The 14867-nt window shown below is 58.7% G+C and carries 13 protein-coding genes; 10 read left to right on the plus strand and 3 right to left on the minus strand.

What is annotated here, in order from left to right:
• Nucleotides 1–45 precede the first annotated feature (45 nt).
• The 5 genes from HMPREF2651_RS09360 to HMPREF2651_RS09380 all read left to right on the plus strand — a co-directional run bounded on the left by HMPREF2651_RS09360 (nt 46) and on the right by HMPREF2651_RS09380 (nt 6355).
• Nucleotides 46–660: an aa3-type cytochrome oxidase subunit III gene (locus HMPREF2651_RS09360; RefSeq protein ID WP_141737489.1), complete on the plus strand. Its 615-nt coding sequence runs from the start codon at nt 46–48 to the stop codon at nt 658–660.
• Nucleotides 661–735: 75 nt separating this feature from the next.
• Nucleotides 736–1626, plus strand: a complete 891-nt coding sequence (locus HMPREF2651_RS09365) for a cytochrome bc1 complex diheme cytochrome c subunit (RefSeq protein ID WP_038625863.1) — start codon at nt 736–738, stop codon at nt 1624–1626.
• Nucleotides 1623–2834, plus strand: coding sequence for a cytochrome bc1 complex Rieske iron-sulfur subunit (locus HMPREF2651_RS09370; protein ID WP_070586034.1), 1212 nt, complete (start codon nt 1623–1625; stop codon nt 2832–2834). The genes HMPREF2651_RS09365 and HMPREF2651_RS09370 overlap by 4 nt, the downstream gene beginning before the upstream one ends.
• Nucleotides 2831–4459 (plus strand): cytochrome bc1 complex cytochrome b subunit, encoded by a 1629-nt coding sequence (locus HMPREF2651_RS09375; RefSeq protein ID WP_070586035.1) that lies wholly within the window; start codon nt 2831–2833, stop codon nt 4457–4459. Before HMPREF2651_RS09370 ends, HMPREF2651_RS09375 begins: the two co-directional genes overlap by 4 nt.
• A gap of 168 nt (nt 4460–4627) precedes the next feature.
• Nucleotides 4628–6355, plus strand: coding sequence for an ABC-F family ATP-binding cassette domain-containing protein (locus HMPREF2651_RS09380; protein WP_038625869.1), 1728 nt, complete (start codon nt 4628–4630; stop codon nt 6353–6355).
• Nucleotides 6356–6457: 102 nt separating this feature from the next.
• Here the strand turns inward: HMPREF2651_RS09380 and HMPREF2651_RS09385 are convergent, their stop codons facing one another.
• Together HMPREF2651_RS09385 and HMPREF2651_RS09390 are read right to left on the minus strand one after the other, a co-directional pair.
• Complete coding sequence (locus HMPREF2651_RS09385; RefSeq protein WP_038625871.1) at nt 6458–6904, minus strand: aa3-type cytochrome oxidase subunit IV; 447 nt, start codon at nt 6902–6904, stop codon at nt 6458–6460.
• A gap of 35 nt (nt 6905–6939) precedes the next feature.
• The gene (locus tag HMPREF2651_RS09390; protein ID WP_038625873.1) at nt 6940–8115 is read right to left on the minus strand and encodes an aa3-type cytochrome oxidase subunit II; all 1176 of its coding nucleotides are present in this window, start codon (nt 8113–8115) and stop codon (nt 6940–6942) included.
• A 500-nt stretch (nt 8116–8615) separates the two neighbouring features.
• Between HMPREF2651_RS09390 and asnB the strand changes: the two genes are divergently transcribed.
• Nucleotides 8616–10541 carry an asparagine synthase (glutamine-hydrolyzing) gene (asnB, locus tag HMPREF2651_RS09395; protein WP_038625875.1) on the plus strand — a complete coding sequence of 642 codons (1926 nt, stop codon included), beginning with the start codon at nt 8616–8618 and terminating at the stop codon, nt 10539–10541.
• A 181-nt stretch (nt 10542–10722) separates the two neighbouring features.
• On the opposite strand, the gene HMPREF2651_RS09400 is transcribed toward asnB, so the two are convergent.
• Nucleotides 10723–11064, minus strand: coding sequence for a HesB/IscA family protein (locus HMPREF2651_RS09400; protein WP_005512007.1), 342 nt, complete (start codon nt 11062–11064; stop codon nt 10723–10725).
• A 314-nt stretch (nt 11065–11378) separates the two neighbouring features.
• Between HMPREF2651_RS09400 and HMPREF2651_RS09405 the strand changes: the two genes are divergently transcribed.
• The 4 genes from HMPREF2651_RS09405 (at nt 11379) to HMPREF2651_RS09420 (ending at nt 14767) form a co-directional block, all read left to right on the plus strand.
• Complete coding sequence (locus tag HMPREF2651_RS09405; protein WP_038625877.1) at nt 11379–12143, plus strand: DUF3043 domain-containing protein; 765 nt, start codon at nt 11379–11381, stop codon at nt 12141–12143.
• A gap of 12 nt (nt 12144–12155) precedes the next feature.
• Nucleotides 12156–12749 (plus strand): bifunctional adenosylcobinamide kinase/adenosylcobinamide-phosphate guanylyltransferase, encoded by a 594-nt coding sequence (locus HMPREF2651_RS09410; RefSeq protein ID WP_038625880.1) that lies wholly within the window; start codon nt 12156–12158, stop codon nt 12747–12749.
• A 102-nt stretch (nt 12750–12851) separates the two neighbouring features.
• Nucleotides 12852–13889, plus strand: a complete 1038-nt coding sequence (gene cobT / locus HMPREF2651_RS09415; RefSeq protein ID WP_038625882.1) for a nicotinate-nucleotide--dimethylbenzimidazole phosphoribosyltransferase — start codon at nt 12852–12854, stop codon at nt 13887–13889.
• A 5-nt stretch (nt 13890–13894) separates the two neighbouring features.
• Complete coding sequence (locus HMPREF2651_RS09420; RefSeq protein ID WP_038625884.1) at nt 13895–14767, plus strand: adenosylcobinamide-GDP ribazoletransferase; 873 nt, start codon at nt 13895–13897, stop codon at nt 14765–14767.
• The last annotated feature ends 100 nt before the right edge of the window (nt 14768–14867 follow it).

A 14867-nucleotide genomic window follows, 5' to 3' on the forward strand; every position in this document is an offset into this window, starting at 1 on the left:
GGTTGCAACGTGACTACTCCTTAAGAACAGTACATACTGTTAGATGTGACGAGCGCAGTTGAAAATCAAGGTATGACAGCACCACGTCGTGCTGCGACACTGAACCGACCGAATATGGTCAGTGTCGGCACGATTGTGTTCCTGTCTCAGGAATTAATGTTCTTCGCCGGTCTGTTCGCGATGTACTTCGTGTCACGCGCGAACGGCCAGGGCGATTCGTGGGATTGGGGTACCGGCCACCTCAACGTCCCGTACGCACTAGTGATCACCGTGATCCTAGTGTCGTCTTCGTTCACTGCCCAGTGGGGCGTGTTCGCGGCCGAGCGTGGCGACGTTTTCGCACTCCGTAAGTGGTACGCACTGTCTACCGCCCTGGGTGCAATCTTCCTCGTTGGCCAGGCTTACGAGTACTTCACCCTGGTTAGCCACGGTCTGACCATTCAGAACTCCATTTACGGTTCGGTCTTCTTCATCACCACCGGATTCCACGCAGCCCACGTTCTCGCGGGTGTGCTGGCCTTCGTTGTGGTGCTTATCCGTACCTCCAAGGCGAAGTTCACCCCGGCACAGGCCACTGCTGCCATTGTGGTCTCGTACTACTGGCACTTCGTCGACGTCGTGTGGATTGGCCTGTTCATCACCATCTACTTCATCCAGTAGGCCGTATTGGCCGTTCTTTGTTTAGTACGGCCTACAGCCCATCCACTTTCCACGAACAGTCTTAAAGGGAAAAAGATGGAAAACACTACCTCCGAAACCAAGGACACCACGTCCTTGGCTGCGGCCCCGAAGTCAAAGGGCCGCCGCAAGATGCGCCGTACTGCCTCCGGCATTATGGCTATGGCTCTCGCCCTCACCGGCGCGGGCTTCCTCGCTAATGCTCTGACCCCTGATGCACAGACGGCTACTGCTCAGCAGGATGAAGCCGCAATCATTCAGCAGGGTAAGGAGCTTTATGACGTTGCTTGTATTACTTGCCACGGCGCCAACCTCCAGGGCGTTAAGGACCGCGGTAAGTCACTGATTGGCGTCGGCGAGGGTTCGGTTTACTTCCAGGTTCACTCCGGTCGTATGCCGATGCTTCGCAATGAGGCTCAGGCAGCACGTAAGACCCCGCGTTACTCCGAAGAGCAGACGCTGGCTATCGCAGCCTACGTCCGGGCTAATGGTGGCGGCGCAGGCATTGTCCGCGACGAAGACGGCTCCATTGCTATGGAGTCGCTGCGCGGTAAGAACGCCGGCCCGAACGGTGAGCTTGACCAGGCTGACGTTGCTCGCGGTTCCGAACTGTTCCGCCTGAACTGTGCATCCTGCCACAACTTCACCGGTCGTGGCGGTGCACTGTCCAGCGGTAAGTACGCACCAGTCCTGGATCCTGCAAATGAGCAGGAAATTTACCAGGCCATGCTGACCGGCCCGCAGAACATGCCGAAGTTCTCTGACCGCCAGCTATCTGCTGACGAGAAGAAGGACATCATCGCCTACATCAAGAACTCCAAGGAAACTCCGACCCAGGGTGGTTGGGGTATTGGTGGCATCGGCCCGGTTGCTGAAGGCCTTGTCATGTGGATTGTAGGCATCGTCGCTCTCGTAGCGGCCGCTCTTTGGATTGGATCCCGCCGATGAGTAATAACGAAAACAAGAAGTACAGCTCCGAAGAGCTGTCAAAGATGAGCAATGCGGATCTCGCTCGTCTGGGCGCTGAACTCGACGACGTGACCATTGCCTACCGCAAGGAACGCTTCCCGATTGCCAACGACCCGGCTGAAAAGCGCGCGGCCCGTGGCGTCGCCATCTGGCTGGCTCTGTCGGTCATTCTTGGCCTGGCATTCATCGCCATCTACCTGTTCTACCCGTGGCACTACAAGGGTCACGGCGAAGAGGGGCTGCGGCTGTACACCATGTACACCCCGCTGCTGGGTATCACCATCGGTGGCTGTATCGTCACCCTGGGTATTGGTGCAGTTAAGTTCACCAAGCGCTTCATCCCGGAAGAGATTTCGGTTCAGCGCCGCCACGATGGTCCGTCCGAAGAGGTCGACCAGAAGACCATCGTTGCCCTGCTGAACGATTCTTGGCAGACCTCCACCCTGGGCCGTCGCTCCGCCATCAAGGGTCTCCTTGGTACCGGTGCCGTCCTGGCTGGTATCGGCATGATTCTTCCGCTTGGCGGCATGATTAAGAACCCGTGGAAGCCACGCCACGACGTTGACGTCACTGGTGACGGAACTCTGTGGACCACCGGTTGGACTCTTGTCGAGCAGGGCCACAAGGTTTACCTCGGCCGCGACACCGGTGCTATCGCTGAAGAGGGTGCACACGGCTACACCACCAAGGGCGTTTCCCGCCTGGTTCGCCTCCGCCCAGAGGATCTGTCCGCAGGTTCTATGGAGACTGTCTTCCCGCTTCCGGAAGAGGACGTCAACGACGGCGACAAGTACTCCAAGGATGCCGATGTCTACGAGGCACACATGCACTCGATTCACGGCTCCCGCAACTCGGTCATGCTGATTCGTCTGCGTTCCCAGGACGCTGAAAAGGCAATCCTGCGCAAGGATCAGGAAGACTTCCACTACGGCGACTACTTCGCCTACTCGAAGATTTGTACACACATTGGTTGCCCGACTTCTCTGTACGAACAGCAGACGAACCGTATTCTCTGCCCATGCCACCAGTCGCAGTTCGATGCACTGCACTACGGCAAGCCGGTCTTCGGTCCAGCTGCTCGCGCTCTTCCGCAGCTGCCGATCAGCGTTGATGAAGAAGGCTACATGTACGCAGAGGGCAACTTCGTTGAGCCCGTCGGTCCGGCATTCTGGGAGCGTCAATCATGAGTAATCCAACGAAACTAGCAACCGCTGCTAAGAATATGGATGGCCGCTACACCCTGTCTGGCGGCATGCGTAAGCAGCTCAATAAGGTATTCCCTACCCACTGGTCCTTCCTGCTGGGTGAGATTGCACTCTACTCCTTCGTAGTCCTGCTCTTCTCGGGTGTTTACCTGACTCTGTTCTTCGACCCGTCGATGTCGAAGGTCATTTACGACGGTGCCTACGCGCCACTCAACGGTGTCGAGATGTCTCGCGCCTACGAGACCGCCCTGCAGATCTCCTTCGAGGTTCGCGGTGGTCTGTTTATTCGCCAGATCCACCACTGGGGTGCTCTTCTGTTCGCCGTGTCCATCATGGCGCACATGTTCCGCATCTTCTTCACCGGCGCATTCCGCAAGCCGCGTGAAGCTAACTGGGTCATCGGTTCCATCCTCCTGCTGCTGTCCGTGGCAGAGGGCTTCATGGGTTACTCCCTGCCGGACGACCTGCTTTCCGGTGTTGGTCTGCGTATTATGTCCGCAATCATCATCGGTCTGCCGATTATCGGCACCTGGCTGCACTGGATGATGTTCAACGGCGACTTCCCGGGTGACATGATCATCCCACGCCTGTACATTGCACACGTGCTGATTCTCCCTGCTCTGCTGCTGGGCCTGATCGCCGCTCACCTGGCTCTGGTCTGGTACCAGAAGCACACCCAGTTCCCCGGCGCAGGTCGTACCGAGAACAACGTCGTCGGCGTTCGTATCCTCCCGATCTTCGCGGTCAAGTCCGTTTCCTTCGGTCTGATTACCTTCGGCTTCCTGGCGCTGTTCGCTGGTATCTTCCAGATCAACGCAATTTGGAACCTTGGACCGTACAACCCAGCGCAGGTTTCCGCCGGTTCCCAGCCGGATATCTACATGCTGTGGACTGACGGTGCTGCCCGTGTCATGCCGCCGTGGGAGCTCTACCTGGGCTCCTACACGATCCCGGCAGTCTTCTGGGTCGCCCTGCTCTGTGGTATTTTGGTCGTCCTGCTCTTCGCCTACCCGTTCATCGAGGCGAAGATCACCGGCGACAACGCCCACCACAACCTGCTGCAGCGTCCGCGCGACGTGCCGGTTCGCTCCGGCCTGGGTGCCATGGCTCTGGTCTTCTACACCCTGCTGACTCTGTCCGGTGGTAACGACCTGATTGCATACCACTTCCAGATCTCGCTGAACGTGATGACCTGGGTTGGCCGTATCGGTCTGATTATCCTGCCGCCGATCGCTTACTTCGTCACTTACCGAATCTGCATCGGCCTGCAGCGCTCTGACCGCGCTGTCCTGGAGCACGGCATTGAGACGGGCATCATCAACCAGCTGCCTGATGGTTCCTTCATCGAGGTCCACCAGCCGCTAGGCCCGGTCGACGAGCACGGCCACGCCGTTCCGCTCGAGTACCAGGGAGCTTACGTCCCGAAGACCATGAACGAACTGGGCGCCGCTGGTAACCCGGGTCGCGGTAGCTTCTTCAGCCCGGACTCCCCGGAGATCGCCGAAGAGGCAGCTCGCATCGAGCACGAGAACCACGAGCAGCAGGCTCAGATGTTCCGTGACCTCGAAGCTCAGAACGCTGAAGAGCGTCGCCAGCTCGAGCACTAAAACTCCGCGGTAGATTTTCTACTGCGCTCAAATAAGACCATCCCGGTCCGCATCCACTTCGGATGTCGACCGGGGTGGTTTTTTGTTCCCCAGATTCTTTCGAGCTCGCCTTGACTCCCACATATGTCAGATACCAAATCTGCTGTTTACCAGTACTAAAATGGACATATGTCTACCAGTCACTCCCCCACCACCGACCTTTCGAACAACGCCACACAGCTTGTCGCCAACGGTGTCAACTTCGACTACGAGGCCACGCCTGTTCTGCGCGATGTCTCGCTCACGCTTTCCGACGGCGATGTCCTCGGATTGGTCGGAGACAACGGAGCCGGCAAATCCACTCTTCTTTGGCTGCTGTCGGGTCGTCGTCGACCCACGAGCGGTACGGTGACTCATATTGGCACGCGTGTGCTCGGCTCTCAGGAGTTAGAAGCGCCTTTCGACTCCACGGTGCAAATGCTTATCGATGAGGCTCTCGGCCCCTCGAAACGTCGTCTAGCGGAGTTGGAAGAGGCAGCTGAGGCGATGTCCTTAGCAGAGACCCCAGATGAGTCTGAGGCGGCAGAGAAAGCGTATTCGAAGGTCTTCTCGGATGTCATGGCTCACGATGACTGGAACGCCGAACATAACGCGGAAATTGTACTCGACCATCTCGGCCTGACCGGCACTGCTCCCGACGGCGCTCCCCTGGTAGAGCAACTAACCACGGAGATTTCCGGCGGGCAGCGGGCGCGGCTGGGGCTCGCGATTACGCTCATTCGAAAGCCAGAGATTTTGCTTCTCGACGAGCCCACCAACCATCTCGATGAACGCGGTCGCCAGCTCGTGATTGACACCATTCAGAACCACCCTGGAGTGGTTGTGGTGGCAACGCATGACCGCGACTTCCTGGATGCCGTTTGTACTGTAATTGGAGACTTGGTGCCGGGGCGCCCTGGTATTGGGCTGTTCCGTGGCAATTACTCCGACTACGCGAAGCACCGTCGCCACCAGCGTGAGCTATGGGAGCACCAGTGGCGCTCCGAGGAGCATGAACGCAATCGGTTGGAAGACACCATCGACAATGGCGCCCGTGAGGTCTCACCGGGCCGAGCAATGACGGACAACAACAAGATGGCTTATGACCGCCGTGGCGGTCGTGTAGAGCGGCAAATCGCGCGCCGCGTGCGTTCGGCTAAGCAGCGACTGGATGAGCTCATTGAGGAAGGTGTGGAGCGTCCGCCGGCTCTGCTGGGCTTTGATGCCCCGCTGACCGCACCCCTACCGACCAAGCGCGCTGCATCGGGAAGCGATGAGGATTTTCACATCAAGATGCGCGGTGTGGTCGTCCCAGATCGAATTCGGGTTGGTTCACTGACTATTCGTCCCGGAGACAAGGTCGTTATCACAGGCCCTAATGGGGCCGGAAAATCTACTTTGTTCAAGGCCATCATGGGGCAAGTTGAGACGCAGGCTGGCGAGGTGCGTATCGGCGAGAACTGTCGAGTAGCCATGCTGGCTCAGGAACAAGACTGGGAAACCCCAAAGAAGTCCGCCCGTGAGTTGTACGACCTTGCTCCCAATGCCCGCGTGCCTCTCGACGACTTTGGGTTGCTTAGCCTCGAGGACGCCAATCGACCTGTAGGTGACCTGTCCATCGGACAGCAGCGTCGAGTGGCATTGGCGCTCGTTGTGGCCAATCCACCAGAGATTTTGCTTCTCGACGAACCTACTAACCATCTGAGTGTGGATCTAATCGAGCAGGTCCAGGACGCTATTGCATCTGCTGAAGGCACAATTATTGTAATTACCCACGATCATCGCATGATCAACTCGCTCGAGGCGCGTCATTTGCAGGTGACCGACGGCGAAGTCGTCGAGTTACCTAAGGGGCAAAAACCTGTCGAGTTCGCTTAATGCCGAATCGCAAAACAAAAAAGTCTCTCCCACTAACGCCCTTGTTAGTGGGAGAGACTTTTCGGTTATCTACGACTGTGGTTCAGTCGGCTTGCACTCGGACTAGTGCTTCTCCGGCGGAGTGATGTACTGAGTGTTGAGCTTGGTGCCGGCGACGATCAGGATTACCGCGCCAAGAACAATCAGCCAGTAGGCCATGAATGCGATGCCGTAGCCCATGAGCAGGATGCCCATGGTCATCACGAACGGCCAAATCGAGCTAGCGGAGAAGAAACCGAGGGTTCCAGCACCGTCGGCAACCTCTGCCTCTTCGAAGTCGGCCGGGGTGATGTCGGAACGGCGCTCAGTGAAGTGGAAGTATCCACCGAGCATCAGGGTCATCAGAGCTGCGAGGACCAGGCCGGTTGCGCCGGCCCACTCGAGGCGACCCTGGCTTTCGTTGATGACGTTACCGGTGTCCTGGAGGTACTGAGTGCCGAAGATGTAGACGACAGCCATGAACCCCAGGAACACGGTAAGTCCGTAGAAGAGCTTTGCTGCAGACTTCATTTGAGAACTTCCTTTAGGTAAGAATCTTGCTGGGTTTACTTGGCGGTCGCGTTCAGGTCAATGGTGTTAGCACCACGATCACCCATGTCGCGGGTGTCGACACGACCGGAGTTGAACGGCGAAGTGGAGACTGCGAATGCCGGCTCACCGATGTGCTTCAGAGCATCAGCGTTAGTAGCTTCTGGGTTCTCCTGGCGGAACTTGATGTACTCGGTGAATGCCTCACGGGGGACAGCACGAATCTCGAAGTTCATCATTGCGTGGTAGGTACCACACATCTCGGCACAACGGCCAACGAATGCGTTCTTGACCTTGTCGCTCGGGTTGTCCTCTGGTCGGTTGGCAATCTTGTCCGAGTCAATCTTTTCGATCTGGAAGACACGGTTGGACTTGTTAGCCTCCGGGTGCGGGAACACGTCGCGCTTGAAGAGGAACTCCGGAACCCAGAAGGAGTGAATCACGTCAGCGGACGCGAGGTCGAACTGAATTGCAGTGTCTTCCGGAACAACGAGGACCGGAACCTCTTCGGTGGTACCGAGGGTCTCAATCTCGTCGTAGTGCAGGTAGTCGAGGCTCTCCTTGGAGCGACCGTGAACCGGGTACTCCTTCTGCTTTGCGCGATCTTCGTCGGACGGAACCTCGTGGCCACCCTCGGTGAAGAACTGCTCATCAGCCGGCTTCTCAATACGACCGTTGTACTCCTGGCCGCCCATCAGGTCAGCGGAGATGTTGGCGTAACCGAACTTCCAGTTCCACTGGAAACCGGTGACGTCGACGGTGACCTCTGGATCCTTATCCAGAGCAGTGACCTCGTCCTGAGTCTGAACCGTGAAGAAGAACAGAGTCATCACAATCAGAATCGGGAGAATGGTCAGAGACAACTCAACCGGAACGTTGTATGCAGTCTGGCGCGGGAACTCGCCCTTGCCCTTCTTCTCAGCCTTCTTAGCTGTGAAGTTTGTCATCGAGTAAAGGGTAACGCCCCAAACGATGATGCCGATAATCCAAGCTGCAACCCAGGTCCAAACCCAGAAGTTACCCATGGACTGTGCTTCCGGGGTCACACCTTCCGGCCAACCAAAGCGGAGCAGCTTGAAGAAGCCGTTCTCCGGAGGATTAACATCGCAGCCGGCAAGCAAGGCTGCGCTACCGGTGGCAACGCCGAGGACGCCGAGCTTACGGGCGACTCCGAACTTTCTACGCTGATTCACGTGTGTCTGCCTTCCTGATCCACACAATTTTCGATAACCGATTAAGGTTTCGTCCTACCCAAGCAGAGTAGTCGATTCTTAAGCTTTCTCCACAATAAATATGGCTGTGGGGTGCCTTTGAGTATATCTGCCCTAATAAAATACTGAGAAAGACCCGCCTATCGGGGGTGGCATTCTCACCAGTTACACCCTGTTGACGCTCCCAAGTCTATGAATTTTTTAGTGTTTGCGCCACGCGCTGACGCACACACCGTCCCGCACAACCTTGCCCCGAGCCCTAGACACGGCAAACTCAGACATTCTCGCTTTTCCCCAAAAGGCATTAAAGTAGGTGCAGCATTTCTATGTGGTGCCAATCTGGGGTTCAACCCAGCTACTCAGCCACGCGGCGGTCCTTCACGGCCACCGGTTCAGGCGACAGCCAGTCGCACTGAGCCCCTAGCTACGAAGCCGTCGAAAATCCACTAAGTGACACTAAGCGAAAGGTGCGCGCACGAAGCATGTGTGGTCTTCTCGGAATCCTGACTGCAAATTCTGACGCAGCGGAGCTCGTTCCCGTTGTCGAAAGGGCCCTGCCCTGCATGCGGCACCGCGGCCCTGACGATGCAGGCACGTGGCACGATGAGGACGCAGTTTTCGGCTTCAACCGCCTATCCATTATTGATATTGCCCACAGCCACCAACCGCTGCAGTGGGGACCGGAGAATCAGCCGAATCGTTACTCCATGACCTTCAACGGCGAAATCTACAATTTCGTCGAACTCCGCGAGCAGCTGCAGAAGGAAGGCTATGCCTTTAATACCTCCGGCGATGGTGAACCCATCGTCGTTGGGTTCCACCACTGGGGAGCGGACGTCGTAAAGCACCTGCGCGGCATGTTCGGCATTGCTATCTGGGACAGCGTCGAACGCAAGCTTTTCCTGGCGCGCGATCCGTTCGGCATTAAGCCGCTCTACTACGCCACCACAGAGCGCGGCACGATTTTCGGTTCTGAGAAGAAGTCCCTGCTCGAAGCTGCGCCGGAGATGGGCATCGATGCGAAGAAGCTGAATAAGCGCGCACTGGAGCACTACGTCGATCTGCAGTATGTGCCGGAACCGGAGTCGCTGCACACCGAAATTGTCCGCTTGGAGTCGGGCTGCACAGCCGTCGTTACGCCTGGCGGCGAAGTTAAGCAGACCCGCTACTTCAAGCCGAGTTTCCCGATTCAGCCAGTAGCTAAGGGCGCTGAGCAGGATGTTTTTGACCGCATTGCCCGCGCACTGGAGGACAGCGTCGAGAAGCATATGCGTGCCGACGTCACGGTGGGCTCGTTCCTGTCGGGCGGTATCGACTCCACGGCGATTGCAACTTTGGCTAAGCGCCACAACCCGAACCTGCTGACGTTTACCACCGGCTTCGAGCGCGAGGGCTTCTCCGAGGTCGATGTGGCTGCGGAGTCCGCCGCTGCCATCGGTGTCGAGCACATCGTGAAGGTCGTCTCGCCGGAGGAGTTCGCCGGTGCGATTCCGAAGATTATGTGGTACCTCGATGACCCGGTAGCTGACCCTGCACTGGTACCGCTGTACTTCGTGGCCGCAGAGGCTCGTAAGCACGTTAAGGTCGTACTGTCCGGTGAGGGCGCAGACGAGCTCTTTGGTGGTTACACCATTTATAAGGAGCCGCTGTCGCTGAAACCGTTCGACAAGGTTCCCTCTCCCCTGCTGCGCGGCCTGGCTAAGGTCGGCGAAGCTCTGCCAGAAGGCATGCGCGGCAAGTCACTGCTGCAGCGAGGCACTACTCCGCTGGAGCAGCGCTACTACGGCAATGCTCGTTCCTTTAACTTCGAGCAGCTGCAGGAAGTCCTGCCATGGGCAAAGAAGGAATGGGACCACAGCGATGTCACGGCACCGATTTACGCGCAGTCTGAAGGCTGGGACCCGGTGACTCGGATGCAGCACTTGGATCTGTTCACCTGGTTGCGTGGCGACATTCTGGTCAAGGCCGACAAAATCACCATGGCCAACTCCCTGGAGCTGCGCGTGCCGTTCCTCGACCGTGTGGTCTTCGACGTTGCACAGACGCTGCCGGTGGACATGCGGGTTTCTCACGGCACCACTAAGTACGCACTGCGTCGCGCCATGGAGCAGATTGTTCCGGAGCACGTTCTCAACCGCCGCAAACTGGGCTTCCCGGTGCCGATTCGCCACTGGCTGGCGGGTGACGAACTGCACGGCTGGGCCGAGGACATCATCCGCGAGTCCCAGACTGATGAGTTCATTAATAAGGACGCCGTGCTCAAGATGCTCGCCGAGCACCACCCAACCGAGCGCGACCACTCTCGCCGCCTCTGGACCATCCTGGCCTTCATGGTCTGGCACGGCATCTTCATCGAAGACCGCATCACTCCGGACATCGAGCAGCGCGACTACCCCGTCGAGCTCTAGTTCGCTAGTTCGCTTTACGACGGTCCCCGCGCTGCCATCCTGCCCCGGCAGGCTGCCACCATAGCCGGCGCAACCAAAAGAAAAGGCTCGGACCTCACTCAATTAACAAGAGTGAGGTCCGAGCCTTGTACTATCCGACGCTTTTCACAGCGTCTGCTGACAGCTCTGCTCAGCTAATGACTTAGTTGAAGGAGTCACCGCAAGCACAGGAGCCGGTGGCATTCGGGTTATCGATGGTGAAGCCCTGCTGCTCAATAGTGTCCGCGAAGTCGATAGTGGCGCCGGACAGGTACGGAACCGACTGGCGATCAACAACCAGCTTGACACCACCGAAAACCTCGGCGACATCGCCGTCGAGGCTGCGATCATCGAAGTAGAGCTGGTAGCGCAGGCCGGCGCAGCCGCCCGGAGCCACGGAAATACGCAGTGCCAGGTCGGTGGCACCTTCTTGATCCAGAAGTGCCTTTGCCTTGGCAGCCGCAGCTTCGGTCAGGGTAACGCCAGTGCTCTGAGCAGTAGTCATAGCGCGTGTCCTCCTTGTTGAAGTGTTTAAGTATGCGAGTCGACCCCAAGGTCGGCTACGTCATTATTTATCACAACCATACCGACCAGTCTTTAATTCCCAATTCTGGGCTCTCTTTTTCTTTCTCTTTTTCTGAAGTCTCTTCTTGCCGCCACCTCGCAACCGCACCACGGCCTCCGACGCCCCAACGGCGCTCTCTCCGCCTCCGACCCCACGCGGCGGCCACGCCAAAAACCACGCCCCTTGCCCAGCCCCTGGCCCTCAACCTGCAACCAAATTAGGGAAGCACCTTGAAGACCTTATAATCTGGGGTCGTGAATCTACCGTGGAAAAAGAATGACAAAAAGTCCAAGGCAGCTGACGCAACTAAAGCTGACGCAACCAACGCCGGAGACGTAACCACCGACGCGACCGCATCCAGCGGAGCCAAGGACACCGCTTCGGAGTCTCAGCAGCCCGAGAAGAAGCACAGCGGTGCCTTTACTCCCAAGAAGGGGCGCCCCACCCCGAAGCGCAACGAGGTTGAGCGCGCACGCGGCATCCGCCGTGGCCCGGTCGAGGCACCGCTAACCGCTAAGGAAGCTCGCCAGCGCCGCAAGGAGCTCAAGGCCTCCATGTCCAAGGAAGAGCTCAAGGCCGCCAAGGCACGCGAGCGAGCAGAGCGACGTGAGCAGCGCCGCATTGCCGACGAGCGCATGGCCGCCGGCGATCCGCGCTACATGCTGCCGCGTGACCAGGGCGCTGAGCGCAAGTTTGTCCGCGACTGGGTTGATTCCCGTCGCTTCCTCGCTAACGTGTTCCTCCCGTTCGCGCTGATTCTGCTGCTGATTATGATGATTGGCACTTCCCTGCCAAAGCTGGCCAACATCGCATCTCTCATCGCGATGGTTCTCATCATCGCCCTGATTATCGAAGGTATCTACATCGGCCGCCGTGCCATCAAGCTGACGCGCGAACGCTTCCCGAAGACCACCGAGGGAGCCTGGGGGCTGGGCTTCTACGCTTACTCCCGCGCTTCTCAGCCGCGTCGTCTGCGTACTCCGCGTCCGCAGGTCAACATCGGCGACGAGATCAAGTAGCCTCCATCTGCCATGCGCACTCTGGTTCTCGGTGGCGCCCGCTCAGGCAAGTCCTCATGGGCTGAGCACGAGCTGCTGGCCACCGCCGCAGCCTCAACCGACTGTGCCTCAGATGCCGCAGCCTCAGCGGTGTTGCACTACATCGCAACTGCACGGCCCTGGCCCGGTGATAGTGACTTTCACTCCAGGGTCAAGGAGCACCGCATTCGTCGTCAAGCCCAGGCACAAGAGCACGGAGTGGTCTGGTACACGGTTGATGACGTCGATGCGGTGGATGCTCTCGCGTCGCCGAAGCGGCGCATGTTGCTCGACGATGTCGGCACCTGGCTGACGCACATCCTCGACGCGCAGGGGCTGTGGGAGGCGCCGAGGGGCAGCGTCGCGCCGTGGACACACTCGCTTGTCGACGCCGTGCGCAACTTCCCCGCAGATTCCGACCTGTTCATTGTGTCGCCCGAAGTGGGCTTCGGTGTCATTCCCGAGCACCGCTCAGGGCGGCTTTTCCGTGATGAAATTGGCCTTCTCAACCAGCAGCTCGCAGCTGTCTGTGATCGTGTTGTCTTAGTTGTGGCGGGCTGCCCTATGGAAGTCAAGGCGGCGAGCTAGATTCACTCCACGCCTCTCCTCCTATGACGGTCTTCCTAGCAATGCGAATAACTGTGTACCAATGGTCGGTACACAAATCGTTTTCGGGTAGCGTTTGAGAGTATGAACGCGGATTATTTTGGACCGGTAGCACGCCCTGACGAAGAGACTGAACAAGCCGCCCGCGTGCGCCATGAGCAGTTGACTAAACCCGCAGGCTCACTCGGCCGGTTGGAAGAACTCGGCATTTGGATTTCGGCGTGCCAGGGAGAATGCCCTCCGCGTGACCTAGACGATTGTCGTGTTTATGTCTTCGCTGGTGACCACGGTGTTGCCCAGGGCGGGGTGTCCGCGTACCCGTCCGAGGTGTCTATCCAGATGCTTGCCAACATCGAGGCAAAGGGCGCCGGCGTGAACGCTATCGCTGACATCGCGGGAGCCACAGTTACCGGTGTGGACATTTCCCTCGACCACGATGCCGAAGGGCCATACCGTATCCGTCGCAGCTGCGGTTCTATCGACCGCGAGGATGCGATGAGCGAGGAGGAGGTCGATAAGGCCATCCGCACGGGTATCGCGATTGCCGACGCCGCCGTTGATGAAGGCGCTGACCTGCTCATTGCCGGCGACCTGGGCATCGGAAACACCACTCCAGCCGCAGCGCTGATCGGTGCCGTGACCAACTCCGAACCAGTTGTCGTCGTCGGCCGAGGCACTGGCATTGATGACGAGGGCTGGAAGCTCAAGGTCGCTGCCGTGCGCGATGCCATGTTCCGCGTGCGTCGCCTGCGCAATGACCCGGTTGAGGTGCTCCGTCGTATTTCCTCGCCGGATATGACTGTGATGGCCGCATTCTTGGCTCAGGCAGCGGTGCGTCGCACTCCTGTGATTTTGGACGGAGTGGTTGTCACATCCGCAGCTCTGCTAGCTGACCAGCTCGCGCCGGGCGCGCGCGATTGGTGGGTCGCCGGCCACAAGTCGGCAGAGCCCGCGCACGCGCTTGCCCTTCGACACCTGGATAAGGAACCACTTCTCGAATACGGGATGCGTCTTGGCGAAGGCTCCGGCGCCGTCGCTGCCCTACCGCTGGTCAAGTCCGGCGTATCCGTCCTGCGCAACATGGCTACCTTCGCCGACGCAGGCGTAAGCACCAAGGACTAATCGACTTGTCCGACAAAGCCGGCCCGTCTCACCAGGACAACCTCGACGGTGATCCCTCCGCTCACGGCAATGCCGTCGCTGAGGCCATCACCACTGCCCTGTCCTGGCTCACTGTCCTGCCTTTCAAAGGCGCGAGCGTGTTCGACCGCATTACCGGCCGCCGCGCCATCGCTGCACTGCCAGTAGCTGGGCTCGTTCCTGCCGCGGGTGCAGTTCTCATCACGGCGGGGCTGTTCGCAACGTCGTCGTCACGCACGCCCACGCTTTACGACGTCACCCCGATCCTCGGCGGCGCCCTGATTATGGTGGCGGCACAGATGTTGACCCGCGCCATGCACCTGGATGGGCTGGCGGATGTGGCAGATGCCCTCGGCTCGTATAAACCGCCGGAGGGGGCGCGCGAGGTGCTGCGCGATCCGAGCACCGGCCCAATGGGCGTGGGCTCCATCGTGCTGACGATGTTGACGACGACGACTGCTTTTGCCGTGATTGTGGCTAGTGTGCTGTCACATTGGTCTGCTGGTCAGATGTGGCCGAGCGTGGTTGTGCTGTGCTTGCCTTTTGTGGCCTCTCGCGCGGCGGCAACGACTGCCTGCTGGCGTGGCTTTCCGCCTTTTTCGAACAGCGGCTTCGGCTCCCTGACGGCTGGTACACAGTCCACCGTGACGGTGGCCTGCTGGTGGACACTGCTGCTAGCTGTGTCGGGCGGGTTGATTGGGCTCGTGGGCGTAGCCGCTTGTGTGCTGAGCTTCGGCGTTACACTGCTGCTGACACAGCACTGCGTGAAGAGGTTTGGAGGAGTCAACGGCGACGTGTTTGGTGCGGTCATTGAGGTAACATGCGCTGTCTGTGCCGTGGTACTTGCCATAGGGTTCTAGCAGGGAAAATGCACGCATTGCCCCCGTTGGGGTTTTCTTTAAAAAGAACTATTGACGGTCACTTTGACGCGGACGTATTCTGAGGGCACACCGCCGGGAA

Origin of the sequence: Corynebacterium sp. HMSC063A05 (genome assembly GCF_001809695.1) — a bacterium.
GTDB classification, from domain to species: domain Bacteria; phylum Actinomycetota; class Actinomycetes; order Mycobacteriales; family Mycobacteriaceae; genus Corynebacterium; species Corynebacterium amycolatum.